Raw genomic sequence first — 26,083 nt, 5'->3', positions numbered from 1 at the left:
AGCTCGACCGCTACGATCCCGCGATGCAGGCGCTGGTCGAGCATCTCGATCTTCTCGCCAAGCGCGACATCGCGGGCTTGCGCAAGGTTTGCGGCGTCGACGACGAGGACATCGCCGACATGATCGGCGAGATCCGCCGTCTCAACCCCAAGCCCGGCATGAAGTTCGGCTCGGCGCGTTTGCAGACCATGGTGCCGGATGTCTATGTCCGCCCGGGACCTGACGGCGGCTGGCATGTCGAGCTCAACAGCGACACCTTGCCGCGCGTGTTGGTCAACCAGACCTACTATTCCGAGCTGTCGAAGAAGATCGGCAAGGACGGCGACAAGTCCTATTTCACCGACGCGCTCCAGAACGCCACCTGGCTCGTGCGCGCGCTCGACCAGCGCGCCCGCACGATCCTGAAAGTTGCAACCGAGATCGTGCGCCAGCAGGACGGCTTCTTCACCCACGGCGTCGCGCATCTGCGGCCGCTGAATCTGAAAGCCGTCGCCGACGCCATCCAGATGCATGAATCCACGGTGTCGCGCGTCACCGCCAACAAATACATGGCGACCAATCGCGGCACGTTCGAGCTGAAATATTTCTTCACCGCCTCGATCGCATCGGCCGACGGCGGCGAGGCGCATTCGGCCGAAGCCGTGCGCCACCACATCAAGCAGCTGATCGATTCGGAAGCGCCGGCTGCGATCCTGTCGGATGATACCATCGTGGAACGGTTACGCGCCTCGGGCATTGATATTGCCCGCCGCACGGTCGCGAAGTACCGCGAAGCCATGCGCATTCCATCCTCGGTGCAACGCCGCCGCGACAAGCAGAGCGCTCTTGGTAACGTCCTCTCTACCGCAATGTCCGATCGCTCGCGCAACCCTGAGCCGGCCTGATTGCGCTGGCGCCAAATCGCGCTACTCTCGACCTCCCATCGAGACCGATCCATGCGTGCGCATGATCAGGACCCGGAGGGCCGTGCTGGCGCAAAACGTGCAGTGGTTGTCCGCATGGATCACGCGCAGACAAGAACCTAACCAGATGAGGTTCACATGACTCTCCGCATTTCGGGAAAGAGCGTCAGTGTCGGCGACGCCCTGCGCGGCCGCGTCTCCGACCGGACCGAAGAGGTCCTGCGCAAATATTTCGACGGCAATTATTCCGGCCATATCACGCTGAGCAAGGATGGCTTCGGCTTCCGGACCGATTGCGCGCTGCATCTCGATTCGGGAATTACGCTGGAGGCCGATTCGAACGCGCCGGATGCCTATGCCAGCGCCGACCAGGCCCTCGTGATGATCGAGAAGCGGCTCAAGCGCTACAAGAGCCGGCTCAAGGACCGCTCGGCCCGCAAGGCCCATGTCGCCTCCGCCGCGCTCGCCGCCATGGATGCCACCAGCTACGTGCTGGAGGCGCCGGGCGAGGGTGAGGACGAGGACGAGGTCACCGGCTACAGCCCGGTGATCATCGCCGAGGCAACCACCTCCCTGAAGCAGCTCTCGGTCAGCGAAGCCGTCATGGAACTCGACCTCAGCGGGGCACCCTGCCTGGTATTCCAGCATGGCTCCAGCGGCCGGGTGAACATCATTTACCGCCGGGCCGACGGCAATGTGGGCTGGATCGACCCGCCCGGAGGCAAGGCAGATGGCAAAGTGGGCGGTTAGGGCCGGATTCGGGCCCCGTACGATCCGCAGGCCTTAACAATGACCGGGGCAAAGCCGCACGCAGGAGTTGGCACCGGGATTGCGTTGGAGTAGAAGCGCCCCACATCAGGACCGGGGCTAAGTCCCCCTCCTGCTTCACCTTCTTGACGCCGGCCCGGCGTGGTTCTCTCCAAGCTGGCCAATTCGGAACCTGACGGTTTAATTCACCTCGGAAACCCTCCATGCCGATTACCGATCTGGTCGCACCCGAGGCGATTCTCCCGGCATTGAAGGTCAACAGCAAGAAGCAGGCCTTGCAGGAACTCGCGGCCAAGGCTGCCGAGCTGACCGGGCAGAACGAGCGCTCCGTGTTCGAGGTGCTGCTGCAACGGGAAAAGCTCGGCACCACCGCGGTTGGCTACGGCGTCGCCATTCCCCACGGCAAGCTGCCCAAGCTGGAAAAGATCTTCGGCCTGTTCGCGCGCCTCGACCGCCCGATCGATTTCGAGTCGATGGATGGCCAGCCGGTCGATCTCGTCTTCCTGCTGCTCGCCCCCGAAGGCGCCGGCGCCGACCATCTCAAGGCGCTCGCCCGCATCGCCCGCCTGCTGCGCGACCAGGACATCGCCAAGAAGCTCCGCGCCTCGCGCGACGCCCAGGCGATCTATTCGGTGCTCGCACTGCCGCCGGCGAGCGCGGCGTAGCTCCCCCATTCGAACCCGAGCCGCACTGTCTGCGACTTATCTCGCAGCCGGGGCCGCGATGTCGTCCCCGAGGATTCGTGTTCGATCCGGGGATTTTGAGACATGAGTTGCGGTTCGACAGGGCGCGTCTTCGGTCTGCTCTGCTCTCTCTCCATCGCCGTGACGGCCGCGGCCCGTGCCGACGATGCGTCGAACGATCGCATCATCGCGGAAACGACCGGGATCATCGCCACAGACCAGAGCAATGCGGCCGCCTATGAAAAGCGCGGCGAAGCCTACTTCAACAAGCGCGACAGGGATCATGCCTTCGAGGATTGCAGCGCGGCGATACGGATCGATCCGAATTTCGCGCGGGCTTATCAGTGCCGGGGGCTCACCTATTCCGTCAAGGGCGAGCGGGATCTCGCCCTGGCGGATTTCAACGAGGCGATTCGCCTCGATCCAAATTACGGGGCGCCTTATACCTGGCGCGGCATCGAGCATTTCAACAAGCGCGACTACGATCTGGCGATCACGCACCTCACCGAGGCCATCGAGCGCGATCCCGCGCAAGCCTATCGGGCCCTCGTGATCCGTGGACAGTCGTACGGGGCGAAGGACGACTACGACCATGCCGTCGCCGACTACGAGGAGGCGATGCGTCGCAATCCGGCCGCCGCATGGCCCTATGAGCTGCGTGGCCTCGTCCATCTCGACAAGGACGAGACAGACCAGGCGCTCGACGACTGCAGCAACGCGGTCCGTCTCGAGCCCAATGCCGCCGGCGGTCACTATTGTCGGGCTATCGCCCTCCTGAGGAAGGACGACATGGACGGCGGCATCCACGAGCTGGATGAAGTGATACGGATCAAACCCGCTTACGTGAAGGCATACAGCGCCCGCGCCCCCGCGTGGCTCAAGAAGGGTGATATGCGCCGAGCCATTGCCGATCTCGACGAAGTGATCCGGTTGCAGCCGGAAAATGCGAAGACCTATAGCTATCGCGCCGGTGCGCTCCGCGAAATCGGAGAGCACATGCGTGCGCTCGCCGACTTCAACGAGGCGCTTCGGCTCGATCCCAAAAACCCGGAGATCTTGGCCAATCGCGGCCTCCTCTACATGATGATGTCCGACGCCAAACACGCGCGCGCGGATTTCAACAGCGTGCTCGCGCTGCCACTGAGCGACAAATGGGCCTACGACACGGCCCGCGAAGGGCTTGGCTTTCTGAAGTGATGGCAGTAGCGCTCGCCGCTGCCTCATACTCCGTCATTGCGAGCGCAGCGAAGCAATCCAGACTGTCTCCGCGGAAAGATTCTGGATTGCTTCGCTGCGCTCGCAATGACGATGCCTGACCTTCGTTGGCGCCGCTCGTTTGCTTCAGCAGACCGTCGGCAGCAGGCGCCGGACTTCGTCGAGCAGTTCGGGAATCGCCGTCTTGTCACCCGCGAGGTGCTTGAGCAGCGCACTCTGGAATAGACCGTCGAACAGCGCATAGAGCGCGGCCGGCGACGACGCCGGCCGCTTGCCGCCGAACTCGGCATAGCGGGAGGCGATGCGCCAGATCATCGCTTCCAGGCTCTTGTCGATCTCGAGTACATCCTTGCGAAACGCCGCCTCGAACATCGCCTGCGAGCGCAGGTCGTACCAAAGGCGGTGCATCCGGGCTTCGTTCTGCAGCGTTGCTGCGAGCTTGGCGAGGAACCCCTCCGTCAGTTCGTCGCGGCTCGTTGCTGTCGCGACGACCTCGTCATATCGCGTCACGCACTTCGCCTTGTAGTGGCGGACGCAGCAGCAGATCAGGTCGAGCTTGTCGCTGAAATAATAGTGGAACACGCCGTGCGTGAATGCCGAGTTCTGCGCGATTTCGCGCAGGCTGGTGCGTGCGAAGCCGAGCTCTCCAAGCGTTTCGAGCGCGGCCTCGGCAAGCTCGATGCGCCGCGCGTTGAATTTCTCGTCGCGCAGCACCTCGGCCGCATCAGCCACACGCCGGGCCGCCCCCGTCACCTGCCGCGCCATCTCGTCCCTTCCTCAGTCCCGTTCTTTCAAGGACTTCTACCGCGTCGACCGCGGAATGCGCCATCCCCTCACAACCACTTCCTTTGACAACTGTCAAATTCGTTCTTGACAAGTGTCAAGATTCTGGCGGAGCTTCGCATCAAGAATTTGGACAGTCGTCAAGACGTCCGGCCATGGAGGAACGCTTCGCTGGGTGCCGCCGAAAGGCCTGCGCCCATCGACCTGGTGCGCGCCGATTGGCGCAGCACGAATCGATCACCAGCAACGGAGGAGTGCGTCATGAGTGGGAAGAGCCTTGCAGGCAGGAAAGCCCTGGTCACCGGCGGTGCCCGAGGGATCGGCGCGGCCATCGCGCAGGCATTGGCGCGAGCCGGCGCCTCGATCATGATCGCCGACATCCTGGAAGAGACCGGCCGCGCCAGCGCAGCCGCTATCGCGAAGGAAGACGTCGCCACGGACTTCGTCCAGCTCGACGTCACCGACGACGCTCAATGGGAGCGGGCGGTTGCCAAGACCGTCGCAACCCTCGGCGGCTACGACATTCTGATCAACAATGCCGGCATCGAGATCACGTCGCTGATCTCCGAGGTCAAGGCCGAGGACGCGCGGCGGATGTGCGACGTCAATATCGTTGGCACCGTGCTCGGCATGAAGCACGCCTTCCGTGCCATGCGCCCGGGCGGGCCGGCCGGCAAGGGCGGCGCCGTCGTCAACATCGCCTCGGTTGCGGCAACGATCGCCTTCCCGAGCATCGCGGTCTATTCGGGCACCAAATCCGCGGTTGACCGCATGACGCGGGTCGGAGCGATGGAAGCCGGCAAGCTTGGTTTCGGCGTGCGCGTCAACTGCATCTATCCGGGCCTGATCCCGACCGACATGGGCATGCAGCTCGCCAACGACATCGTCAAGGTCGGGCTCGCGGCTGACGTCAACGCCGCAGTCGGCTCGGTGGTGGAGCAAACCCCGCTCGGCCGTCTCGCAGAGGTCACGGACATTGGCGATGCCGCGGTGTTCCTGTGCTCGAACGAGGCGCGCTTCATCACCGGCATCGGACTGCCGGTCGATGGCGGCATGGGCATGTAACGACAAGGCCGACAACAAGCATTTCGGAGGAACGCAATGAGCGAGAAGAAGCCCGTCATCGTCTATGGCGCTTCCGGCTATACCGGCCGGCTGGTCTGTGAATACTTACGCGAATACAACATCCCCTTCATCGCCGCCGGCCGCAGCAACGAGAAGCTCAACGCCGCGATGAAGTCGAATGTCGCGGGCATCGAGACCGCCGACTACGAGGTGGTCAAGGTGCCGCACACCGTGGCTGCGCTGACTGAATTGTTCAACGGCGCCTCGGTGGTGCTCAACACCGTGGGTCCCTTCGCCAAGTTCGGCGGCGAAGTGGTGCAGGCTTGCCTCGCTTCCAAGTGTCACTACACCGACACCACCGGCGAGCAGGACTGGCTGATCACGCTCGAGCAGGAGTGGGGCACGAAGTTCGCCAATGCCGGCCTGCTGCTGGCGCCGGGCATCGCGCAGATGTACACGACCGGCGAGATCGCAGCTCAGCTCTGCCTGGAGACGCCTGGCCTCGACACGCTTGACGTCGCCGTGTTCTGGGGTGGCAGCCCGACCATCGCATCGACGCAGACCATTTTGGTCAACGCCGCGATGGCCAAGGCCTACTACCTGGAGCAGAACAAGTACGTCGAGCATCAGCCCGATGCCGGCCTCTACAACCTCGCCATCCCCGGCCAGCACGAGCTGGCGTTGGCGTTGCCCTGGGGCGGCACCTCGCATCCGGTGTGGTTCAAGCGTGATCCGCGCGTGGCCAACGTGAAGGTGCTGGGCGGCGTGTTCAACCGCGCGCTGATGCTGGGCGTGCCGCAGATCGTCGCCGCCGCGCTGCAGGCGACCAAGGACATGAACCCCGACGACCGCTACGCCGCATTGGCGCAGACCGCTGCCGGCGTGATGAACACCATGCCGCCGCGCGAGAACCCGCGCGTCAACAAGTCGCTGGATTCGGTGCATGCCTCCGGCCCGTTGGGGCGCGCGCACTGCATCATCTACGGCAACAGCAACTACAAGCAGACCGGCTTGCTGCAGGCCTATGCCGCGGCGCACCTGTTGCAGCAGCCACCCAAGCGCGTGGGCTTCGCCTCTGGCTGCCAGGCGTTCGGCCATCACGAGCTGCTCGGGCAATTGCGCAGCTTCGGGCTCGTCAGCAAGCCTGTTCTGACCGTGCACGATTAGGTCAATCTGGGTGGCGCGGTCCTCCGCGTCACCCGCTGCCGCTTCGGGAGCGAACATGCGCTTCATCGACTATCTCGACAAAGGTGCCTCGCTCGGCGGCGACGCGCCGTGCCTCACCATGGATGGACGCGACCTCAGCTATGGCGAGGTGCAGCGGCTGAGCTACCGGTTTGCGCGCGGGCTCGCGCGATCGGGAATTGCTGCCGGCGAGAAGGTCGCAATCCTCTCCGGCAACGATCCGGTCGCGTTTGCCTGCGTGTTCGGCATTTCCCGCGCCGGCTCGGTCTGGTGCCCGATCAATCCGCGCAACGAGGCGGCCGAAAACCGGATCATCCTCGACCAATTCGACTGCAGCCTGCTGCTGTTTCATTCGAGCTTCGCGCCAATGGTCGAGGCGGTGCGCGCGGAGCTGCCAAAGCTGCGCGCCCTCGTCTGCCTCGATGCCGAGTTACCCTTCGCGCCTTCGTTCGACAGCTGGCTCGCCGGCCTCGCCGACGACCGCTATCAACGCGAGACGATCGACGATCTCGCGATGCTTCCGGGCACCGGCGGCACCACCGGCAAGCCGAAGGGGGTCATGCTGTCGGGCCGCAACATCGAGGCCATGACGGCACTGACGCTGATGGGCTATCCCTTCAAGGGCCGCCCGATCTATCTCGCGCTCGCGCCGCTGACCCACGCGGCCGGCGTGCTGTGTTTCCCGATCATGGCGCTGGGCGGCCGCATCGTGATCATGCATCACCCCGACATCGCCGAATTCCTCGATCTGATCGAGCGCTACCGTGTCACGCACACCTTCCTGCCGCCGACCGTGATCTACATGCTGCTCGATCATCCGAAGCTCGACTCCGCGAAGCTCGGGTCTCTGCAATGCTTCTGGTACGGCGCGGCGCCGATCTCGGCCGCGCGGCTTGCGGAGGCGCTGCGGCGTATCGGGCCGATGGCGCAGTTGTTCGGTCAGACCGAAGCGCCGATGATGATCTCGATGATGGCACCTCGCGAGCATTACAATGCCGACGGCACGATCGCGATGGAGCGTCTCGCCTCGGCCGGGCGGATCAGCCCGCTGGTGCAGGCTGGCATCATGGATGGCGACGGCAATTTGCTGCCGACTGGCGCCCGCGGCGAGATCGTGGTCCGCGGCTCGCTGGTGATGGAGGGCTATTACAAGAATCCCGAGGCCACGGCGGAGGCCTCCGCGCATGGCTGGCACCACACAGGCGACATCGGCTACATCGACGACGACGGCTACCTCTATATCGTCGATCGCGCCAAGGACATGATCATTACCGGCGGGTTCAACGTCTACTCGATCGAAGTCGAGAACGCGCTGCGGGCGCATGAGGCGGTGCAGGATTGCGCCGTGATCGGGCTGGCGGACGAGAAATGGGGTGAGCGGATCGTCGCCGTGGTGCAGCCCCGCGCCGGCCAGAGCGTCGATGCGACGGCGTTGGCGGCCTTCGTCAAGCAGCGGATCGGCAGCGTCAAGACACCCAAGCAGATCGAAGTCTGGGACGATCTGCCGCGCTCCAAGGTCGGCAAGGTGCTGAAGCCGGACATCCGCGCGCGGCTGGCGGATCGCTCGGGCGAGTGAGCCTTGTACTCATAGAAATAACGTCCGCTTTCGAAGTGCCGACTCAACCCCGTCGACTTAACGCAGGCGTTAAATCTCTCTGCTGGGTTTCAAATCCTGGCCTGGGGACGCTATGCCCGCTACGAGGGGCGGACCGGACGTGGGTCGCTAGTTCGGGAATGTTTGCAAATGAACCCGTAACCGACACAGGGCAAGGCATCCCCCTTGAAACCCCGCGTTGCCCGATGAGGGGTTCTTTTGATCGACCAATTTTGTTGCCCACTTACAGCCCTTAGTCGTCTCTAGGCTACTTAGAACACCACCGATTTAAACCAATGGAAATGGGTATCCAGGGCGACAGCTAGGTTGCCTAACGAGACGATGATGCCGACAATCGTGACCACAGTTGGCAGATTGCCAATTTCGTAAGTTTTGGTGCTTCCAGCCGTGGTTTTGACACGCAACAAGTCGGGCATTCTGAGATCCTCTCCTGATGGTTGAATTAGTCGCTGGCACATCAGGGGTACTCGGGCGTGCCGTCTCGTTCAATATAGCGGCATTACCCTTGAGGTAGATATAATCTCAAGTTCTCGTGAAGGTTGCTTCATCACGCGCAGGCGTTCTGCGTGATCCTTTACAGCCCCTCAGCTCTCAACCTACGCATAGAGCGTGAGGCCCCGGCAAATGCTATCGCCGAACAAGAAACATCACATATTGTCGGTGTCTGTTATTGGCCCATCGTGACAATTGCAGGGGGTCTTGCTGAGGTCTGTTGTCGGAGGCAGAGCCGACTTGATTTGCTCACCGCAGGTATTGCGGCTCGTGACCCGAAGCTGACGTCGTCCCCGGCCACAAGCCGGTCTCGCCAAAACATGATGTCGCAGAACAAATGGTTTTATTTTGTTCGACATGTAAGGAATGGCTTTGTTGAGCCTTTCTTTACTCCGGCTGCCAAGGACGAATGATGAGCGCCGACCGCATTGAGATACGCCGCCTCGTACAAATCGACGCCGTTCTATATCGGGGCATTCGGCTGGAGGCCCTCCAGGCTAACCCGGAAGCGTTCGGTAGTACTTTCGAGGTCGAAAATGCACAACCTCTGAGTTGGTTCTCGGATCGGCTCGGCGCTTCTACAATGCTCGGCGCGTTCCGTAACGCAGAGCTGGTCGCCGTTGCCGTCTTCGCTGTCCAGCAGGGCCAGAAAAGTGCGCACAAAGGCATACTTTGGGGAATGTACGTTCGACCTGGCGCAAGGAAGGCCTCGGTCGGTCGCCGGCTAGTTGAAGCGATATGTGATCTCGCACGTGAACAGGTTGAGCTCATCCAACTCTCCGTCGTGCGAGACAATGAGCAAGCACGAAACCTGTACGCGAGGCAGGGCTTTCTGGAGTACGGCGTGGAGAAGAACGCACTAAAGCAAGACGGTCGCTACTACGACAGTGTTCTTATGGCAAAGGATCTATTGGAATAATCCTGGCAAAAAGCGGCTGTTGAGGGCGACTACCGCGATTGCGCTTTATTGCAACCGTTACTTTCGTGACGTTTCGATTGTCTGCGCCGGGGCTGATTGCGGAAGTTGACCCTGGTCACCGAGGTCCGGAATTGGCCCGAAGCTGAATGCCGCAGGAGCCACCAGCACTTCCGCTATTTTGGGGAAGACCCGACGCATCGGGGCCTTGCGCTGACCGTCGCTTTTGACCCATTGCGGACCTCAGGCGCCGATACAACGTGCGGCGGAACGCCCAAGCTCAGCTGCGAGGACGAGCGGCCACAGGCAACCTTGATATGTGTAGGCCTGTCTGCATCCTGCCTAAGCTGCGATAAGCATGTCGAGCCATATCCAGAATGCCCCTACGGCCACCAACGCTAGGAATGCAACGCCCAGCCATACTGATCTGCGCCACGAAGCGTAGTACTCCCTTGAGAACTGGCTAGGGTGAGGGTGCCGGAGTGAGAACAGGCTGCCGCGCCGATCCCACCGCTCGCCGGCTCTGAAGAACGCGGTCCCGACTCCAAGAGCGAAAACTACGACAGCGCATCCGAAGTCCGCAAACATCAGCAAATGAAGAACGTCGCGCAGCAGTTCGCGGAACATACGATCAACCCTAGCTCATCTCCATCGGCGTGCTCATATCAGACAACGCCTGCAGTGTCGTCTGTTGGCCTTTAGCTGACGTGCCGCGGCCGGGTTTCTTTGTCCGGTTGCGGGGATGAATCAGCATGTCGGGAGCTGAAGCGACAGCTTCAGGAAGACACACCCTCATCGCGCGAGGGCTCGTCATCTGGCGGGCGCAAAAAAACGCGGGCCGCCTCGAGGCATGCCCGCGTATTCGAATTCGTCAACCGCGCAACGACTGCGCGCGCGTACGCTCAGTGCACGCTCACCGCCTGCAACTCGTTGCTCCAGGCATTCGCAACCGCGGCTTCGCGGCTGTCGGTCAGCATGATCGGCGTGCCGTCGGCGGCGTGGAGTGCGAAGAGCTTGAGGCCCGGCGCAATCTTCGGAGCCTCGGGAAACAGGCCCGGAACGTCTTCGGAGCGGATCTGCTTCACATAGGCGATATGGCCTTCGCCGAGGGTTGCCAGCGTCTCCGGAGAGACGTTCTTGGCTTCGTATTCGAACGCAACGTGACCTTCACTCATGGTCTCGACTCCTTCACAGAAACTAAGCGGTCGAGTCCGCTACTCGTTCCATTATTCGTGCTCATTGATAGCGATTGTCTTAACGATTCTCTCCGGTTCAGGCCGGGCAAGATCGACCGACAACAGCCCGTTCTTCAGATCCGCTCCCAGCACGAGCATCCCCTCCGCCAGCACGAAGGTGCGCTGGAAGTGGCGCGCGGCGATGCCGCGATGGATGTATTGCCGGGTCTTGTCGTCCTGCTGTCGCCCGCGGATCACGAGCTGGTTTTCCTCAATGGTTACATCGAGTTGGTCGCGGGTGAATCCGGCGACCGCCAGCGTGATGCGCAAACGCTCGGGCTGGCCGTCCGACCGGTCGCACCTCTCGATATTGTAGGGAGGGTAACCGTCGGCGCCTTTGACGACCCGATCGAGCACGCGCTCGATCTCGTCGAAGCCCAGAAGGAACGGACTGGATAACGTGGGAACACGAGACATAGTTTACAAAGTCCTCTCGAAGCGACTTTGGCATTTCAGGGCCCGGAAGCGGCGCCCCTTGGTCAGCAATATGGTCATAACCCCGTGTCGGTTCAAGGACGTAGCGGGGGGCTGTGGATTCAGTGCTTCCACGGTCGCCAGGCCTTGCTTCCTGATCGTCATGGCCGGGCATAGCCGTCTGCAGGACGGCGTCGCTTCCGCTCGCCTATGTCCCGGCCATCCACGACCTTCCTCGCGGCACCAAGAACGTGGATGCCCGGGACACGCCCGGGCATGACGAATAGCGGTGTGATTTCCTCAACAAAAACAAGCCCCTTCTACTGTGCATGGGGTTGTTTTCGCGGTTTTTGATCGAGGGGCCCCTCGGAACCGGTCAGGCCTCCAGCCGCGTCCGCCCGTCGCCGCTGAAAAGGTGCAGCTTCGGCCGTATCGCGGCGACGCGGATCCTCGCGCCGATGGCGGGCGCCTCGGTTCCGGGAATGCGGACGATGACCTCGCCCGGCGGCAGCTCGCCGGGCGTGGCCGCGACGCGCTGCTCCTCCTGCTCGCGGGAACCGTAGATAAAGGTTTCGGCGCCGACGCGCTCGATCGCTTCCACGGTGAGCGGAAGTGCGACGCCGCCGGCCGGGGTCTGGTCGGTGATGACGAAATCCTCCGGGCGGATGCCGAGGATTCCGGCCTCCGTCGCAGCACCATTGAGCTGCGATTTGATTTCGTCGGCGCGCGTCGACATCAAATTCATCGGCGGAGCGCCGATGAAGGAGGCGACGAAGGTCGTCGCCGGCTTCTCGTAGATCGCCAGGGGATTGCCGACCTGCTCGACCTGGCCGCCGTTCATCACCACGAGAACGTCGGCGAGCGTCATCGCCTCGAGCTGGTCGTGGGTGACGTAGATCGACGTGGTGTTGAGCCGGCGCTGCAGTTTGCGGATCTCGACGCGCATCGCGATGCGCAGCTTGGCGTCGAGATTGGAGAGCGGCTCGTCGAACAGGAACACTTTTGGCTGGCGCACGATGGCGCGGCCCATGGCGACGCGCTGGCGCTGGCCGCCGGAAAGCTGGCGCGGCTTGCGCTCCAGCATCGATGTGAGCTCGAGCACGCGCGCGGCTTCCTCGACCCGGGACTTGACCTCGGTCTCGGCCATGCCGCGGTTGCGCAGGCCGTAGGCCATGTTGTTGTAGACGCTCATATGCGGATAGAGCGCGTAGTTCTGGAACACCATCGCGATGTCGCGATCGGCGGGCTCGATCTGGTTGACGACGCGGCCGCCGATGTCGATCTCGCCGCCGGTGACGGTCTCGAGCCCCGCGACCATGCGCAGCAGCGTGGACTTGCCGCAGCCCGAGGGACCGACCAGCACGCAGAACTGACCGTCGGCGACATCGACGTTGACGCCCTTGATGGCCTCGAAGCCGCCGGTGTAGGTCTTGCGGACGTTGCGCAGGGTGACGTTAGCCATGAAAACTCACTTTTCGGTCTCGACCAGTCCGCGCACGAACAGCTTCTGCATCGCGACGACGACGAACACCGGCGGCAGCATGGCCAGCACGGCGGTCGCCATCACGATCGGCCATTCGGTCAGCGCGTCGGTGGTGGTGATCATCTTGCGGATGCCGACCTGGATGGTCTGCATGTCGTCGCGGGTGGTGATGAGCAGCGGCCAGAGATATTGATTCCAGCCGAGGATGAACAGGATCACGAACAGCGCCGCCATGTTGGTGCGCGACAGCGGCAGCAGCGTGTCCCAGAAGAAACGCAAGGGGCCGGCGCCGTCGATGCGCGAGGCCTCCAGCAGTTCGTCCGGCACGGTCATGAAGAACTGCCGGAACAGCAGCGTTGCGGTGGCCGATGCGATCAGCGGCAGCGACAGGCCGGCATAGCTGTCGAGCATGTGCAGATCGGCGACGATCTTGTAGGTCGGGTAGATGCGCACCTCGACCGGCAGCATCAAGGTGATGAAGATGATCCAGAAGATCGCCATCCGGAACGGAAAGCGGAAATACACGATCGCATAGGCCGAGATGATCGAGATCGCGATCTTGCCGATCGCGATCGCCAGCGCCATCACCAGCGAGTTCAGCATCATGTTGCCGACGGGCTCGCGGGTCGAGCCGCTCGTGCCGACGAAGATAGTCTGGTAGTAGACCTCGAAGAAATGTCCGCCCGGCAGCAGCGACATCTGTCCGTTCGCGATCAGCGCGTTGTCCTGGGTCGAGGCGACGATCGCGATGTAGACCGGGAATGCGACGATCGCGATCCCGATCCAGAGAATGGCGTGGGCGACGTAGCGCCTGATACCCTCGTCCTCGACCATCAGTAGGTCACCTTGCGTTCGACGAAGCGGAACTGGATTCCCGTCAGCACGATGACCATGACCATCAGGATCACCGACTGCGCCGCCGAGCTGCCGAGATTGCCGCCGAGCAGGCCGTCGGAATAGACCTTGTAGACCAGCGTGACCGTCGATGTTCCGGGACCGCCGCGGGTCATGGTGTCGATGATGCCGAAGGTGTCGAAGAAGGCGTAGACGATGTTGACGACCAGCAGGAAGAAGATCGTGGGCGACAGCAGCGGGAAGGTCACAGTCCAGAACCGGCGCATCGGACGGGCGCCGTCGATCGCGGCGGCCTCGAACACGCTTTTCGGGATGGCTTGCAGGCCGGCGAGGAAGAACAGGAAATTATAGGAGATCTGCTTCCATGCCGCGGCGAGGATGATCAGCGCCGCCGCCTGGTCGCCGTCGAGCAGCGGATTCCAGTCGACGCCCATTCCGCGCAGATAGCGCGACAGCACGCCGAGCGAGGGGTGCAGCATGAAGATCCAGAGTACGCCGACGACGGGTGGCGCGACCGCATAGGGCCAGATCAAGAGCGTGCGGTAGAGCATCGAGCCGCGCAGCGGCTTGTCGGCCATCACGGCGAGCAGCAGCGCGAACGACAGCGACGACACGGCGATCGCGAACGAGAAGAAGAAGGTCCGGACGATCGCCTCGAAATAGGCGGGGTCCTTGAACAGCTCGATGTAATTCTCGAACCAGACAAAGGTGCTCGACAGACCAAAGGCATCCTGGAGCAGGAAGGACTGGATCACCGCCTGCAGGGCGGGCCAGTAGAAGAAAATCAGGACGATCGCGAGCTGCGGCGCAACCAGCGCGTAGGGTAATAGCTTTGACTGGAAAATGGCTTGCTTTTGCATGATGTCATGGGAAGCGGCAGGCCGGGTCGCGGCCTGCCGCTTCGATGCCTACTTCACGGCGGTCTTTTCGAACTGGCGCAGCATCGTGTTGCCGCGCTCGACGGCGGCGTCGAGCGCCTGCTTGGCGGTCTTCTTGCCGGCCAGCGCCTGCTCGATCTCTTCCGACCAGACGTCACGCAGCTGAACCATGTTGCCGAGACGCAAGCCGCGCGAATTCTCGGTCGGCTCCTTGTTGGTCAGCTCGAGCAGCGGGGTCTCGAGATAAGGCTGATCCTTGTAGAAGCCTTCTTCCTTCGCCTTGGCGTAGGCCGCCTTGGTGATCGGCAGATAGCCCGAGGCCTTGTGGATGTAGACCTGGCGATCGGTGTCGGAGAGGAAGGTCAGGAACTTCGCGACGCCCTTGTATTCCTCGGCCGACTTGCCGCCCATCACCCAGAGCGAAGCACCGCCGATGATCGAGTTCTGCGGCGCGCCCTTGGCGTCCGGATAGTACGGCATCGGCACCGCGGTGAAGGCGAACTTGGCCTGCGCCTTGACGTTGCCGAAGAACGCCGACGAGGTCAGATAGATCGGGCATTCGCCTGATGTGAAGCGGCCTTCGCCGGTGTTGGTGCGGCCGGCATAGTCGTAAGTCTTGGTCTTCTGGAGCTCGACCAGGGTTTCGAGATGCTTGACCTGGAGCGGGCCGTTGAACTCCAGCACGGTGTCGAAACCGTCGAGGCCGTTGGCCTTGCTGGCGAGCGGCACGTTGTGCCAGGCGGAGAGCTGCTCGAGATTGACCCAGGTGACCCAAGAGCCGGAGAAGCCGCAGGTGTCATGACCCGCAGCCTTCAGCTTCTTGGCGGCCTCGAACGTTTCGGGCCAGGTCTTGGGGATCTCGACGTTCGCCTTCTTGAGTTCGTCGAGGTTGACCCACATCACGGTCGAGGACGAATTGAAGGGGAACGACAGCATCTCGCCCTTCGACGTCGAATAGTAGCCGGTAATGGCGGGCAGGTAGATCTTGGGATCGAACTTCTCGCCGGCCTCGGCCATCAGCTTGTAGACCGGCTTCACCGCACCGGTCGCGGCCATCATGGTCGCGGTACCGACTTCGAACACCTGCATGATGTGTGGGGCATTGCCGGCGCGGAACGCGGCGATGCCCGCGTTCATCGTATCAGGGTAGTTGCCCTTGTAGGTCGGGATGACCTTGTAGTCGCTCTGCGACGCGTTGAAGTCGGTGGCAAGCTTGACGATGACGTCGTTGTTGGCGCCGGTCATCGCGTGCCACCACTGGATTTCGGTCACGGCCAAGGCCGGAGAGGCCGACATGCCGACCGTGATTGCAAATGCGGCAGCCGCCCCAAAGTGTCGAAGAGCCATCAAGAAAACCTCCCTTGCCCGTCAATAAGAAGCGCTTGCGCTAGCAGCGCCATATGACGTTCACATGACTGTGTATGCGGCCGAAACGAAAGCGGCAAGCGCGGGAAAAGGGAAGCTGTCAAATAGGCGAAGACGCCGCGGGCAGCCTCCTCCATTCGCGCTGCACATGCGTGCTCGCGCCGCAGTGCGGCATTGGATGATGTGGGGCTGGCGAGGCCGCGGGTTCGAATACCTCTCCCGCTTGCGGGAGAGGTCGCGCCGAAGGCGTGGGTGAGGGTTCGCTCCTCTGGGGATTGTCCCATCTAGAGACTCCCTCTCCCGCAAGCGGGAGACGGAGTGCACCTGCCCCGACGCTCGATCTTCGTCTTTATCTCAGCGCTTGCGCTCGGGGCCGCAGACGGTGCCCTTCTCGACCATCGCGTCGATCTCGGCCTTGGAATACCCGAACTCGCCCAGCACCTCCGCCGCGTGCTGGCTGAATTTCGGCGGCAGCCGGCGCAGGCTCGGCTTGCTGCGATCGAGCCGGATCGGCGAGGCCACGCCCTTGTACCAATCCTTCTCGATGACATCGCCGCGGGCGATCGTGTGCGGGTTGGTCAACGCCTGGTCGATCTTCTGCACCGGGCCTGCGGGCAGGCCCGCCGCGAGCAGGCGATTGCAGAGCGGCTCGGCCTCGTGCTGGCTGAACACGGCGGCCAGCTCGGCGCGCAGCGCCTCGCGATTGGCGATGCGGTCCTTGTTGCGGGCAAAGCGCGGATCGGTGCCGAGTTCGGGCTTGCCGATCTCCTTGGCGAGCTTTCTGAAGGTGCCGTCATTGCCGACGCCGATGAAGATGTTGTCGGTCTTCGTCGGGAAGATCGCGTAGGGCACGAGGTTGGGATGCTCGTTGCCGGTCAGGCCAGGGGGCTTGCCATGCATGAAATAGTTCGCGGTGTGCGGATGCATGATGGCAAGGCCGGTCTCGTACAGCGTGGTCTCCAGGAACTGGCCCTTGCCCGAGCGCTGCCGCTCCGACAGCGCCATCAGGATGCCGATCGCGGCATAGAGGCCGGTCGTGATGTCGACCAGCGGCACGCCGATCCGCATCGGGCCGCTCTCGGGCGAGCCGGTCGCCGCGATCATGCCGGTCATGGCCTGGATGATGGCGTCATAGCCGGGATTGCCGCCGCGCGGGCCGTCGGCGCCGAAGCCGCAGATCCGGCAATGCACGAGGCGCGGGAATTTCTCGCGCAGCACCTCGTTGCCGATGCCCCATTTCTCCAACGTGCCCGGCTTGAAATTCTCGATCAGGACGTCGGCGGTCTCCAGCATCTTCAGCAGCACGACGCGGCCGCCCTCGGAGGCGAGGTCGAGGCCGATCGAGCGCTTGTTGCGGTTGATGCCGATGAAATAGGCCGCGTCTTCGTCGTGGAAGGGAGGGCCCCAGTCGCGCACCTCGTCGCCGGCGGGCGGCTCGACCTTGATCACGTCGGCGCCATGGTCGGCGAGGATCTGGGTGCAGTAGGGACCGCCGAGCACGCGCGTGAGATCGATGACGCGCAGTCCGCTCATTGCACCCGTAACGGCTTCAGAACTCATGCCTTCGCTTCCCCTGTGTCGATCGTTGGTCACAGGCCTAGCGAGGTTTTTTTGCGCCAGCAATGGCTTGTTGCGTAGGGCCGCATGCACCACCGCGCGTCAATCCCGCGGCATGGCAAAACAGGATCTGGCAAAACAGGATCCGGCTAATCAAGCGGAAGCGGCCGGCCCGAGGGGGATCCCGGGCCAGCCAATCCGCATTTTCGATCAGACGACCGTCAGGCGAACGTCGACATTGCCGCGCGTGGCATTGGAATAGGGGCACACCTGGTGCGCCTTGGCGACCAGCGCTTCGGCCTCGGCACGGGCAAGGCCCGGCAGCGAGACGGCGAGGTCGATGTCGAGGCCGAAGCCGCCTTCCGAGCGCGGGCCGATGCCGACGGTCGAGGTGACGGCGGCGTCGGCGGGAACCTTCGGGCCGCCCTGCGAGGCCACGAACTTCATCGCGCCGATGAAGCAGGCGGCGTAGCCGGCCGCAAACAGCTGCTCGGGATTGTTGCCGGCACCGCCGCCGCCGCCGAGTTCCTTCGGCGTGGTGAGCTTGACGTCGAGCGCGCCGTCGAGGGTCGCGGCATGGCCGTCGCGGCCGCCGGTGGCTTTTGCGCTGGTCTTGTACAGGACGTTCACGGACATTTTCGTCTCCTCAGGTCTTCCGGTTGGGACGACGCGTGTATCGCAAGCAATTAGATTGCGCGCAATTGAAATTTGCATGCCTCACATTTAATTGTTCGCAATTGAATGTCCGGCCGGCCGGTCCCAGAATGGAGGAAACCGCGTGAGATTCGCTATGCCTCGGAAATTATCGGCGCTGGACCCGCAGCGCCTCGACAACCAGATCTGCTTCGCGGTCTATTCGGCCGCGCACGCCTTCAACCGCGTCTACAAGCCGCTGCTCGACCGCCTCGGCCTGACCTATCCGCAATATCTGGTGATGCTGGTGCTGTGGGAGCGCGACGATGTGCCGGTCAAGGACATCGGCGAAAAGCTGTTCCTGGATTCGGGCACGCTGACGCCGCTGCTCAAGCGCCTCGAGGCCGCGCACCTCGTCAAGCGCACACGCTCGCGCGAGGACGAACGCCAGGTGCTGATCGCGCTGACCCCGCAGGGCCACGCGCTGAAGGACAAGGCGCGCGCCGTGCCGCAGTCGATCCTGGCGGCGTCGGATTGCTCGGTGTCGGAGCTGGTGGCGATGAAAGACGAGATCGTCGCGCTGCGCGATCGGCTCAATGCGGTGATTGGGGAGTAGGGGGTTAGACGATCAGAAGTGCTTCTTCGCGAAAGCGCGTCCCGAACCCGATTTCAGGTATCGCTCGAACGCGACAGCGCGTGCGGCGTCGTCGAACGCGAAATAGGTCCGGATTAGCCAAGGCCCAAATTTCGACGTGTGCGGCACCTCGCCGGCATTATGCTTCGCCAAGCGGGCACGCAGGTCGTCGGTGACGCCGACGTAGAAGTGCTCGGAATCGAGACTTTCAAGAATGTAGACGTACTTCATCCCGTATCCTCCCCATGCGGGCAGGATACAAGACCAGTCTAGGGATACGATTGGGAGTTTGCCCAAGTCCGCCGTCGCCCTTCGGGCTATGGCGGGACAGCCTTCGCTCCCTTCGCTACGAGAGAGCAGGGCTGGCTTGCCCAGCCGAAGCTCGCGAAGCGAGCGAAGGCTGGTGGAGCCAGGCGGGATCGAACCGCCGACCTCTTGCATGCCATGCAAGCGCTCTCCCAGCTGAGCTATGGCCCCTTAAGTCTTCCAGTGGGGAGGATCCTGGGGGATCCGTCCCGGCCGGCGAGCCCTAGGCGACTCGCGCGGTGCACCCTTTTTCACAGATCAGGGCTGATCTCAAGTCTCTTCATCGCCTCCGACATCACCAATGATGTCGGTCACGTCCTCATCGCCCTCTTCTTCGTCGGCGATGAAGGTCGAATCATCGTCATCGTCGTCATCGAGGGTCTCGTCGACCTCGATATCGTCCTCCGATTCGGGCACGACCGCCTTGACCTTGCCGCTGTTCTCCTCGGCATCGGCCTCCTCGAGCGAGACCTCCTCGACCTCTGCCGGCTCCGGCGTGGTGTCGGCGGCGGCCGCGTGGCGGGCTTCGGCGCCACGAGGCACGCGGGCCGGCGCCACGGGCGCGATCGGGACCACTTCGCCGGTATAGGGCGAGATCACCGGATTCTTGTTGAGGTCGTAGAACTTCTTGCCCGTGGTCGGGCAAATACGTTTGGTTCCGAGTTCGGACTTGGCCACGGCAGAGGAATCCTGGGAATGTCTGAAAAGCGGTGTTTCACTTGGCTAGTTGGCGGCCCGCTGTCAATAGCGCATTACGGGAGAAAGACATGCCGGTGACGGGGCGCGGACCATGTGGTACCTGCGCCCCAGCTCTCCGGGGCACATTCAAGGACACAATCTTGACCCATTCCGACCAACCGAGGCCGCTTCATTCGCGCGCAAACGGTCCCCTGACCGGGAAAGTACGGGTGCCCGGGGACAAGTCGATCTCCCACCGCGCCCTCATCCTGGGCGCGCTCGCGGTCGGCGAGACCCGGATTTCGGGCCTGCTGGAGGGCGAGGACGTCCTCAACACCGCCAAATCCATGCAGGCGCTGGGCGCCAGCGTGGAGCGCACCGGCGATTTCGCCTGGAAGGTGCAGGGTGTGGGCGTGGCAGGCTTCGCCCAGCCCAAGGCGGCGCTGGATTTCGGCAATTCCGGCACCGGCTGCCGGCTGGTCATGGGCGCCGTCGCCGGCTGCCCGATCTCGGCGGTCTTCGACGGCGACGCCTCGCTGCGCAGCCGTCCCATGCGCCGGATCCTGGACCCGCTCGAGAAGATGGGCGCCAGGGTCGTCTCCGGCGGCGAGGGCGGCCGTCTGCCGCTGACCGTCCAGGGCGCGCGCGATCCGCTGCCGATCACCTACAAGACCCCGGTCGCCTCGGCCCAGATCAAATCCGCCGTGCTGCTCGCGGGCCTGGCGGCGCCGGGCATCACCACGCTGATCGAGAACGAGGCCAGCCGCGACCATACCGAGCTGATGCTGAAGCACTTCGGCGCCGACATCACCTCCACGAAGGAGGGCCTGCACGGCCGCCGCATCACGCTCAAAGGCCAGCCCGAGCTGCATGGCGCCAATGTCGTGGTGCCCGCCGATCCCTCCTCGGCGGCCTTCCCGGTTGTTGCGGCGCTGATCGCCGAGGGCTCCGATGTCGTGCTGTCGGATGTCATGACCAATCCGCTGCGCACCGGCCTGTTCACCACGCTGCGCGAAATGGGCGCCTCGATCGAGGAGAGCGAAGTGCGCGGCGATGCCGGCGAGCCGATGGCGCAGCTGCGCGTGCGCGCGTCAAAGCTGCGCGGCGTCGAGGTGCCGCCGGAGCGCGCGCCCTCGATGATCGACGAATATCTCGTGCTGGCGGTGGCGGCCTCCTTCGCCGAAGGCACGACCATCATGCGCGGCCTGCAAGAGCTGCGCGTCAAGGAATCCGACCGCCTGGAGGCCACCGCCGAGATGCTGCGCGTCAACGGCGTCAAGGTCGAGGTCTCCGGCGACGATCTGATCGTCCACGGCCACGGTCACGTTCCGGGTGGCGGCCTCGTCGCCACCCATATGGATCATCGCATCGCGATGTCCGCGCTGGTGATGGGCTGCGCCTCCGACCAGCCGGTGACCGTCGACGACACCGCCTTCATCGCCACCAGTTTCCCGGACTTCATTCCGATGATGCGTTCGCTTGGGGCCGAGTTTTCATGATCATCGCCATCGACGGGCCCGCGGCCTCGGGCAAGGGGACGCTGGGCAAGCGTCTCGCTCATCATTACGGCTATCGTCATCTTGATACCGGCGTGATCTATCGCGCGGTCGCCTACGCCCTGATGCAATCGGGTCATGATCTCCGCGACGAGGCGGCTGCGGTCGCGGCGGCGCTGGAATTGGATCCGGAAAAGTTCGGCGATCCTGCCCTGAAGACCCAGAAGGTCGGCGAGGGCGCCTCGATCGTCTCGGCAATCCCAAGGGTTCGCGAGGCCCTGGTCAATTTCCAGCGGCAATTCGCCGCCGATCCGCCGGGGGCGGTGCTGGACGGCAGGGACATTGGAACCGTGATCTGCCCTCATGCCGACGTGAAGATCTTTGTCGTGGCGGACCCCAAGGTTCGCGCCCGCCGCCGCACCATGGAGGCCAAGGCGCGGGGCGAGGAGGCGGACGAGGCGGCCGTGCTCGCCGACATCATCCAGCGCGACGAACGCGACAAGAACCGGCCGATTGCACCGCTGAAACCTGCCCCCGATGCTTACTTGCTAGATAACTCCCAACTGGATATAGAAGGCGGCGTCCGGGCCGCCATCGACATTATCGAGGCCGTCCGAGCGGGCCGGTCGCGGGGTTAAGCCGCAGCCGTCATTGGAGGAAGCGCCCGCTCCCGCTCTTTGAGGTCGATACCCCCGGTCCGCCTGTTTCGGGACCGGTGCGATCCAGGCTCCGGACAAAGATTTCCACGTATCGAACGCGCGGGCCTCAGCCGGCCCGCTTCCGCCGTTCCGGTGCCAGGCCGGGGCAGCAAGCGGTCGCTCGAAGGTCTTGCGGACCTTCCGACACTGCGCGTGCGATGCGCCCATGAACCCAACGGCCGGCAAGACATCCGCAACTGGAGAACAAATGGCTTCGACTTCTGCTGATACCTATAGCCCCTCGCGCGACGATTTCGCCGCGATGCTCGACGAGTCCTTCGCAGGTGGCAACCTGCAGGAAAGCTCCGTCGTCAAGGGCAAGGTGGTTGCAATTGAAAAGGACATGGCCGTCATCGACGTCGGCCTGAAGACCGAGGGCCGCGTCGCCCTGCGCGAATTTTCCGGCCCCGGCCGTGACAGCGAGATCAAGGTCGGCGACGAGGTGGAAGTGTTCCTCGATCGCATCGAGAACGCGCTCGGCGAAGCCGTGCTGTCGCGCGACAAGGCGCGCCGCGAAGAGAGCTGGGGCAAGCTCGAGAAGGCGTTCCAGAACAACGAGAAGGTCAACGGCGTCATCTTCAACCAGGTCAAGGGCGGCTTCACCGTCGACCTCGACGGTGCCGTGGCCTTCCTGCCGCGCTCGCAGGTCGACATCCGTCCGATCCGCGACGTTGCGCCGCTGATGAACAACTCGCAGCCGTTCCAGATCCTGAAGATGGACCGCCGCCGCGGCAACATCGTCGTCTCCCGCCGCACGGTGCTGGAAGAGACCCGCGCCGAGCAGCGTCAGGAGCTGGTGCAGAACCTCGAAGAGGGTCAGGTCATCGACGGCGTGGTCAAGAACATCACCGACTACGGTGCGTTCGTTGATCTCGGCGGCATCGACGGCCTGCTGCACGTCACCGACATCGCGTGGCGCCGCGTCAACCATCCGACCGAGGTGCTCTCGATCGGCCAGACCGTGAAGGTCAAGATCATCAAGATCAACCACGAGACGCACCGCATCTCGCTGGGCATGAAGCAGCTGCTGGACGATCCGTGGCAGGGCATCGAAGCCAAGTACCCGCTGGGTGCCCGCTTCACCGGCCGTGTCACCAACATCACCGACTACGGTGCGTTCGTCGAGCTCGAGCCGGGCATCGAAGGCCTGATCCACGTCTCCGAGATGTCGTGGACCAAGAAGAACATGCACCCCGGCAAGATCGTCTCGACCTCGCAGGAAGTCGAAGTGCAGGTGCTGGAAGTCGATTCCGTCAAGCGCCGCATCTCGCTCGGCCTCAAGCAGACCATGCGCAACCCCTGGGAGGTCTTCGTCGAAGGTCACCCGACCGGTTCGGTGGTCGAGGGCGAGGTCAAGAACAAGACCGAGTTCGGTCTGTTCCTGGGTCTCGAGGGCGACGTCGACGGCATGGTCCACCTCTCCGACCTCGACTGGAAGCTTCCGGGCGAGCAGGTGATCGACAACTACAAGAAGGGCGACATGGTGAAGGCCGTGGTGCTCGATGTGGACGTCGAGAAGGAGCGCATCTCGCTCGGCATCAAGCAGCTCGAAGGCGACCCCTTCGCCGAGCCGGGCGATGTCAAGAAGGGCGCGGTCGTGACCTGCGAAGTGCTCGAAGTGAAGGAGAGCGGTATCGAGGTGAAGATCGCCGGTACCGACTTTACCACCTTCATCAAGCGCTCGGAGCTCGCCCGTGACCGCAACGACCAGCGCGCCGAACGCTTCGCCGTCGGCGAGAAGGTCGATGCCCGCGTGATCCAGTTCGACAAGAAGGCCCGCAAGGTCCAGGTGTCGATCAAGGCGCTCGAAGTCGCCGAAGAGAAGGAAGCCATCGCGCAGTACGGCTCCTCCGATTCGGGTGCGACGCTTGGCGACATCCTCGGCACCGCGCTCAAGAACCGCGACAGCAAGTAAGCGAAACGCTCGTTTCGCTGACATCAAAGCCCCGGCGCGAGCCGGGGCTTTTTTGTTGCGATCGTCGTCCCGGCGAAGGCCGGGACCCATACCGCGTGATCTATCGATGGTGGGCGGTAGGAGTACCGAACGAAGAGTCTTCGCCAAATTACCTTTTGTGGTTATGGGTCCCGGCCTTCGCCGGGACGACACTTGAGTGTGTGGCGGCGTCCGGGCCCCCACCAGGGCACCAGCCTTGTTTTCTTCAAATTGCGCCGCAATTGATGTATCCAGATAAGCCGTTGGTCACGCCGTGACGGCACAACGCGCCTGGGTCTTTCATTGGAGATATTCCGATGTCGCTCGATTCGGACATCATCGTCGATCGCCGCAGGATCCGCCGCAAGCTGACGTTCTGGCGTGTCGTGGCCGCGCTGATCGCGATCGCGGCGATTGCGGGCTTCGCACTGATCGCGACGCCCGGTGCGCGCGGCACCTTCGCATCCGCCGGCTCGATTGCGCGGGTCCAGATCGAGGGCCTGATCCGCAGCGATTCCGATCGCACGCAGGCGCTGGAGCGGCTGGAGAATTCGCAGGCTGCCGCCGTCATCGTCCACATCAACTCGCCGGGCGGCACCACCGCAGGCTCCGAGCAGCTTTACGACTCGCTTGTCCGGCTCAAGGCGAAGAAGCCGCTCGTCGTCATGGTCGAGGGTCTCGCCGCCTCCGGCGGTTACATCACGGCGATCGCGAGCGACCACATCATCGCGCAGCAGAGCTCGCTGGTCGGCTCGATCGGTGTGCTGTTCCAGTACCCCAACGTCACCGAGCTCCTGAAGACCATCGGCGTCAAGGTCGAGGAGGTAAAATCCTCGCCGCTGAAGGCCGCGCCCAACGGTTTTGAGCCGACCAGTCCCGAGGCGCGGGCCGCGCTCGACGCGCTGGTGAGGGATTCCTACGCCTGGTTCAAGGGACTGGTGAAGGAACGGCGTGGCATGGACGACACGCAGCTCGAGAAAGTGGCCGACGGCCGCGTCTTCACCGGACGCCAGGCGATCGATCTCAAGCTGATCGACCAGATCGGTGACGAGAAGACTGCAGTGACCTGGCTGGTCGAGCAGAAGGGCGTCAAGAAGGGGCTTTCGGTACGCGACTACAAGCTCCAGACGCGCTTCGGCGACCTGCCGTTCCTCAAGACTGCTGCCGCCGTGACGCTGGAAGCGCTGGGTTTGGGCTCGATTGCGCATCAAATCGGGCAAACCGGCGTCACGCAGGCCGTCGACCGGTTCGGAATGGATGGAATGCTCGCCTTGTGGCAGCCGGCTGCGTCAAACTGACGGGGGCGAGCGAGCAATTGAGGGTTTTCGCGTCCGGCGAGTGTCGGGGCAGCCTGCTTTTTTGGCATTTGTCACGCATTTTCACGACGCTCAACCTTGATTTAGCGTCTTGACAGATCACGGTATTTTCACGGAAATGGTCATCCGCACGCTTCCGGGTCCTATCTCTCGATGATCAAATCCGAACTTGTTCAGCGTATCGCCGAGCACAACCCGCATCTGTACCAGCGGGATGTCGAGAACATTGTGAATGCGATTCTCGAAGAGATCGTAGCGGCTCTCGCACGCGGCGACCGCGTCGAGTTGCGCGGCTTCGGTGCCTTCTCGGTCAAGCATCGCCCTGCACGCGCCGGGCGTAATCCGCGCACCGGCGCCCATGTGCCGGTCGATCAGAAGAGCGTTCCGTTCTTCAAGACCGGCAAGGAAATGCGCGAGCGGCTGAACCGCGACCATCCGGATCCCGGCGCGGCAGACTAAGGCCGGCGTCAGGGTTTCCCGCGGTCGCGAGCGATGCGGCCGGAGGCTTGATTCAAGGCGAGCGAAGCGAGATGCGAAAGTTCCTGACCGCGCTGATCGTGATTCCGCTGGGTCTGATCCTGGTGGTGTTCGCCGTTTCCAACCGGCATTTCGTCACGGTCTCCCTCGATCCTTTTGTCTCCGACGACCCGGCATTGTCGGTCACGCTGCCGCTGTTCGTGCTGCTGATCCTGGTGGCGGCGCTGGGCGTCCTGGCCGGCGGCTGCGCCGTCTGGTTCGGCCAGCGGCACTGGCGCCGCGCGGCCCGCCGGCATGAGGCGGATGCGCGCAGCGCCCGGACCGAACTGGCCGGTTTGCGGTCCCAGGCGGTCGCGGCGAAGCCCGATTCCCAGCGCCTCCCCGCCCCCGTCGGGGTGGGCCTTTACGGGCCCGTCGGGCGAGACAAGCAGCGCGCGACGTTGTAGAAGCGGCCGCAACCGAAAACCCTGCTTTCCGGCCGCGGAGTTGCGGCCTTTACCT

General features: G+C 63.4%; 27 protein-coding genes and 1 tRNA gene. 15 read left to right on the top strand and 13 right to left on the bottom strand.

The genetic code is table 11. The annotated features are described in order from the left end of the window. The 4 genes from rpoN to E4K65_RS17310 form a co-directional block, all read left to right on the top strand. The coding region (gene rpoN, locus E4K65_RS17325) for an RNA polymerase factor sigma-54 (protein ID WP_135175200.1) at window positions 1-884 on the top strand (884 nt) is incomplete at its 5' end. A 156-nt stretch (window positions 885-1,040) separates the two neighbouring features. After that, the gene (gene hpf / locus E4K65_RS17320; RefSeq protein WP_135175199.1) at window positions 1,041-1,652 is read left to right on the top strand and encodes a ribosome hibernation-promoting factor, HPF/YfiA family; all 612 of its coding nucleotides are present in this window, start codon (window positions 1,041-1,043) and stop codon (window positions 1,650-1,652) included. Between the two features lie 221 nt (window positions 1,653-1,873). Further along, window positions 1,874-2,335: a PTS IIA-like nitrogen regulatory protein PtsN gene (gene ptsN / locus E4K65_RS17315; protein ID WP_135175198.1), complete on the top strand. Its 462-nt coding sequence runs from the start codon at window positions 1,874-1,876 to the stop codon at window positions 2,333-2,335. 159 nt (window positions 2,336-2,494) lie between these two features. Then, on the top strand, window positions 2,495-3,550 hold the full coding sequence (locus E4K65_RS17310) for a tetratricopeptide repeat protein (protein WP_235885659.1): 1,056 nt from the start codon (window positions 2,495-2,497) through the stop codon (window positions 3,548-3,550). 144 nt (window positions 3,551-3,694) lie between these two features. On the opposite strand, the gene E4K65_RS17305 is transcribed toward E4K65_RS17310, so the two are convergent. Beyond that, complete coding sequence (locus E4K65_RS17305) at window positions 3,695-4,333, bottom strand: TetR/AcrR family transcriptional regulator (protein WP_135175196.1); 639 nt, start codon at window positions 4,331-4,333, stop codon at window positions 3,695-3,697. Window positions 4,334-4,612: 279 nt separating this feature from the next. Between E4K65_RS17305 and E4K65_RS17300 the strand changes: the two genes are divergently transcribed. From E4K65_RS17300 to E4K65_RS17290, 3 genes are read left to right on the top strand one after another with little or no spacing between them, the layout of a single operon-like run. Continuing rightward, entirely contained in the window at window positions 4,613-5,416 is an 804-nt protein-coding gene (locus tag E4K65_RS17300; protein WP_135175195.1) for an SDR family NAD(P)-dependent oxidoreductase, read from the top strand. 36 nt (window positions 5,417-5,452) lie between these two features. Beyond that, window positions 5,453-6,583 carry a DUF5938 domain-containing protein gene (locus tag E4K65_RS17295; protein WP_135175194.1) on the top strand — a complete coding sequence of 377 codons (1,131 nt, stop codon included), beginning with the start codon at window positions 5,453-5,455 and terminating at the stop codon, window positions 6,581-6,583. Between the two features lie 55 nt (window positions 6,584-6,638). Beyond that, window positions 6,639-8,177, top strand: coding sequence for an AMP-binding protein (locus tag E4K65_RS17290; protein ID WP_135175193.1), 1,539 nt, complete (start codon window positions 6,639-6,641; stop codon window positions 8,175-8,177). Window positions 8,178-8,467: 290 nt separating this feature from the next. Here E4K65_RS17290 and E4K65_RS47265 read toward each other — a convergent pair whose 3' ends face one another. Continuing rightward, the gene (locus E4K65_RS47265) at window positions 8,468-8,632 is read right to left on the bottom strand and encodes a hypothetical protein (RefSeq protein WP_167770880.1); all 165 of its coding nucleotides are present in this window, start codon (window positions 8,630-8,632) and stop codon (window positions 8,468-8,470) included. 488 nt (window positions 8,633-9,120) lie between these two features. Here E4K65_RS47265 and E4K65_RS17285 point away from each other — a divergent pair, with 488 nt between their 5' ends. After that, complete coding sequence (locus E4K65_RS17285) at window positions 9,121-9,627, top strand: GNAT family N-acetyltransferase (RefSeq protein ID WP_135175192.1); 507 nt, start codon at window positions 9,121-9,123, stop codon at window positions 9,625-9,627. Between the two features lie 899 nt (window positions 9,628-10,526). On the opposite strand, the gene E4K65_RS17280 is transcribed toward E4K65_RS17285, so the two are convergent. From E4K65_RS17280 to E4K65_RS17245, 8 genes are all read right to left on the bottom strand, one after another. Continuing rightward, window positions 10,527-10,799, bottom strand: coding sequence for a BQ00720 family protein (locus tag E4K65_RS17280; RefSeq protein WP_011083553.1), 273 nt, complete (start codon window positions 10,797-10,799; stop codon window positions 10,527-10,529). Between the two features lie 51 nt (window positions 10,800-10,850). Next, a complete protein-coding gene (locus E4K65_RS17275) occupies window positions 10,851-11,276 on the bottom strand; it encodes an Hsp20 family protein (protein WP_014438749.1) in 426 nt (141 codons plus the stop codon). Window positions 11,277-11,649: 373 nt separating this feature from the next. Beyond that, the gene (locus E4K65_RS17270) at window positions 11,650-12,735 is read right to left on the bottom strand and encodes a sn-glycerol-3-phosphate import ATP-binding protein UgpC (protein WP_135175191.1); all 1,086 of its coding nucleotides are present in this window, start codon (window positions 12,733-12,735) and stop codon (window positions 11,650-11,652) included. A 6-nt stretch (window positions 12,736-12,741) separates the two neighbouring features. Further along, window positions 12,742-13,590, bottom strand: a complete 849-nt coding sequence (ugpE, locus tag E4K65_RS17265) for a sn-glycerol-3-phosphate ABC transporter permease UgpE (RefSeq protein WP_135175190.1) — start codon at window positions 13,588-13,590, stop codon at window positions 12,742-12,744. Further along, window positions 13,590-14,471, bottom strand: coding sequence for a sn-glycerol-3-phosphate ABC transporter permease UgpA (gene ugpA / locus E4K65_RS17260; protein WP_135175189.1), 882 nt, complete (start codon window positions 14,469-14,471; stop codon window positions 13,590-13,592). Before ugpA ends, ugpE begins: the two co-directional genes overlap by 1 nt. Before the next feature lie 48 nt (window positions 14,472-14,519). Beyond that, a complete protein-coding gene (gene ugpB / locus E4K65_RS17255; RefSeq protein ID WP_135175188.1) occupies window positions 14,520-15,836 on the bottom strand; it encodes a sn-glycerol-3-phosphate ABC transporter substrate-binding protein UgpB in 1,317 nt (438 codons plus the stop codon). A 372-nt stretch (window positions 15,837-16,208) separates the two neighbouring features. Next, window positions 16,209-17,414, bottom strand: coding sequence for a CaiB/BaiF CoA transferase family protein (locus tag E4K65_RS17250; protein ID WP_135175187.1), 1,206 nt, complete (start codon window positions 17,412-17,414; stop codon window positions 16,209-16,211). 207 nt (window positions 17,415-17,621) lie between these two features. Beyond that, window positions 17,622-18,047, bottom strand: coding sequence for an organic hydroperoxide resistance protein (locus E4K65_RS17245; protein ID WP_011083560.1), 426 nt, complete (start codon window positions 18,045-18,047; stop codon window positions 17,622-17,624). A 154-nt stretch (window positions 18,048-18,201) separates the two neighbouring features. Here E4K65_RS17245 and E4K65_RS17240 point away from each other — a divergent pair, with 154 nt between their 5' ends. Next, entirely contained in the window at window positions 18,202-18,660 is a 459-nt protein-coding gene (locus E4K65_RS17240; protein WP_025576684.1) for a MarR family winged helix-turn-helix transcriptional regulator, read from the top strand. A gap of 12 nt (window positions 18,661-18,672) precedes the next feature. Here E4K65_RS17240 and E4K65_RS47260 read toward each other — a convergent pair whose 3' ends face one another. From E4K65_RS47260 to E4K65_RS17225, 3 genes are all read right to left on the bottom strand, one after another. Beyond that, a complete protein-coding gene (locus E4K65_RS47260) occupies window positions 18,673-18,909 on the bottom strand; it encodes a GIY-YIG nuclease family protein (RefSeq protein ID WP_167770879.1) in 237 nt (78 codons plus the stop codon). Window positions 18,910-19,079: 170 nt separating this feature from the next. Continuing rightward, a tRNA-Ala gene (locus E4K65_RS17230) sits at window positions 19,080-19,155 on the bottom strand. A gap of 99 nt (window positions 19,156-19,254) precedes the next feature. After that, window positions 19,255-19,662 carry a TIGR02300 family protein gene (locus tag E4K65_RS17225; protein WP_025576686.1) on the bottom strand — a complete coding sequence of 136 codons (408 nt, stop codon included), beginning with the start codon at window positions 19,660-19,662 and terminating at the stop codon, window positions 19,255-19,257. Window positions 19,663-19,823: 161 nt separating this feature from the next. On the opposite strand from E4K65_RS17225, the gene aroA reads away from it, so the two are divergent. The 6 genes from aroA (at window position 19,824) to E4K65_RS17190 (ending at window position 26,028) form a co-directional block, all read left to right on the top strand. Continuing rightward, window positions 19,824-21,161, top strand: coding sequence for a 3-phosphoshikimate 1-carboxyvinyltransferase (gene aroA, locus E4K65_RS17220; RefSeq protein ID WP_167770878.1), 1,338 nt, complete (start codon window positions 19,824-19,826; stop codon window positions 21,159-21,161). Further along, complete coding sequence (gene cmk, locus E4K65_RS17215; protein WP_092190353.1) at window positions 21,158-21,796, top strand: (d)CMP kinase; 639 nt, start codon at window positions 21,158-21,160, stop codon at window positions 21,794-21,796. The genes aroA and cmk overlap by 4 nt, the downstream gene beginning before the upstream one ends. 268 nt (window positions 21,797-22,064) lie before the next feature. Further along, window positions 22,065-23,771: a 30S ribosomal protein S1 gene (rpsA, locus tag E4K65_RS17210; RefSeq protein WP_027546860.1), complete on the top strand. Its 1,707-nt coding sequence runs from the start codon at window positions 22,065-22,067 to the stop codon at window positions 23,769-23,771. A 335-nt stretch (window positions 23,772-24,106) separates the two neighbouring features. Next, complete coding sequence (gene sppA, locus E4K65_RS17200; protein WP_135175185.1) at window positions 24,107-25,087, top strand: signal peptide peptidase SppA; 981 nt, start codon at window positions 24,107-24,109, stop codon at window positions 25,085-25,087. A gap of 171 nt (window positions 25,088-25,258) precedes the next feature. Beyond that, window positions 25,259-25,564: an integration host factor subunit beta gene (locus E4K65_RS17195; RefSeq protein WP_008539997.1), complete on the top strand. Its 306-nt coding sequence runs from the start codon at window positions 25,259-25,261 to the stop codon at window positions 25,562-25,564. Between the two features lie 71 nt (window positions 25,565-25,635). Then, window positions 25,636-26,028, top strand: a complete 393-nt coding sequence (locus E4K65_RS17190) for a LapA family protein (protein WP_135175184.1) — start codon at window positions 25,636-25,638, stop codon at window positions 26,026-26,028. The last annotated feature ends 55 nt before the right edge of the window (window positions 26,029-26,083 follow it).

The sequence above is a fragment of the Bradyrhizobium niftali genome, assembly GCF_004571025.1.
In the GTDB taxonomy this organism is placed as follows: Bacteria; Pseudomonadota; Alphaproteobacteria; order Rhizobiales; family Xanthobacteraceae; genus Bradyrhizobium; species Bradyrhizobium niftali.
The sequence above is the reverse complement of the archived record's forward strand: the minus strand, read 5'-3'. Positions and strand labels throughout refer to the sequence as shown.

Coding starts and splice junctions, on each gene's coding strand:
- hpf (WP_135175199.1), top strand. CDS start 1,041: ATGACTCTCCGCATTTCGGGAAAGAGCGTCAGTGTCGGCGACGCCCTG.
- ugpE (WP_135175190.1), bottom strand. CDS start 13,590: ATGGTCGAGGACGAGGGTATCAGGCGCTACGTCGCCCACGCCATTCTC.
- E4K65_RS17245 (WP_011083560.1), bottom strand. CDS start 18,047: ATGTCCGTGAACGTCCTGTACAAGACCAGCGCAAAAGCCACCGGCGGC.
- E4K65_RS17280 (WP_011083553.1), bottom strand. CDS start 10,799: ATGAGTGAAGGTCACGTTGCGTTCGAATACGAAGCCAAGAACGTCTCT.
- cmk (WP_092190353.1), top strand. CDS start 21,158: ATGATCATCGCCATCGACGGGCCCGCGGCCTCGGGCAAGGGGACGCTG.
- ugpA (WP_135175189.1), bottom strand. CDS start 14,471: ATGCAAAAGCAAGCCATTTTCCAGTCAAAGCTATTACCCTACGCGCTG.
- E4K65_RS17305 (WP_135175196.1), bottom strand. CDS start 4,333: ATGGCGCGGCAGGTGACGGGGGCGGCCCGGCGTGTGGCTGATGCGGCC.
- sppA (WP_135175185.1), top strand. CDS start 24,107: ATGTCGCTCGATTCGGACATCATCGTCGATCGCCGCAGGATCCGCCGC.
- E4K65_RS47260 (WP_167770879.1), bottom strand. CDS start 18,909: ATGAAGTACGTCTACATTCTTGAAAGTCTCGATTCCGAGCACTTCTAC.
- E4K65_RS17300 (WP_135175195.1), top strand. CDS start 4,613: ATGAGTGGGAAGAGCCTTGCAGGCAGGAAAGCCCTGGTCACCGGCGGT.
- ptsN (WP_135175198.1), top strand. CDS start 1,874: ATGCCGATTACCGATCTGGTCGCACCCGAGGCGATTCTCCCGGCATTG.
- E4K65_RS17195 (WP_008539997.1), top strand. CDS start 25,259: ATGATCAAATCCGAACTTGTTCAGCGTATCGCCGAGCACAACCCGCAT.
- E4K65_RS47265 (WP_167770880.1), bottom strand. CDS start 8,632: ATGCCCGACTTGTTGCGTGTCAAAACCACGGCTGGAAGCACCAAAACT.
- E4K65_RS17295 (WP_135175194.1), top strand. CDS start 5,453: ATGAGCGAGAAGAAGCCCGTCATCGTCTATGGCGCTTCCGGCTATACC.
- E4K65_RS17190 (WP_135175184.1), top strand. CDS start 25,636: ATGCGAAAGTTCCTGACCGCGCTGATCGTGATTCCGCTGGGTCTGATC.
- E4K65_RS17290 (WP_135175193.1), top strand. CDS start 6,639: ATGCGCTTCATCGACTATCTCGACAAAGGTGCCTCGCTCGGCGGCGAC.
- E4K65_RS17285 (WP_135175192.1), top strand. CDS start 9,121: ATGAGCGCCGACCGCATTGAGATACGCCGCCTCGTACAAATCGACGCC.
- E4K65_RS17240 (WP_025576684.1), top strand. CDS start 18,202: ATGCCTCGGAAATTATCGGCGCTGGACCCGCAGCGCCTCGACAACCAG.
- ugpB (WP_135175188.1), bottom strand. CDS start 15,836: ATGGCTCTTCGACACTTTGGGGCGGCTGCCGCATTTGCAATCACGGTC.
- E4K65_RS17275 (WP_014438749.1), bottom strand. CDS start 11,276: ATGTCTCGTGTTCCCACGTTATCCAGTCCGTTCCTTCTGGGCTTCGAC.
- rpsA (WP_027546860.1), top strand. CDS start 22,065: ATGGCTTCGACTTCTGCTGATACCTATAGCCCCTCGCGCGACGATTTC.
- E4K65_RS17270 (WP_135175191.1), bottom strand. CDS start 12,735: ATGGCTAACGTCACCCTGCGCAACGTCCGCAAGACCTACACCGGCGGC.
- E4K65_RS17250 (WP_135175187.1), bottom strand. CDS start 17,414: ATGAGTTCTGAAGCCGTTACGGGTGCAATGAGCGGACTGCGCGTCATC.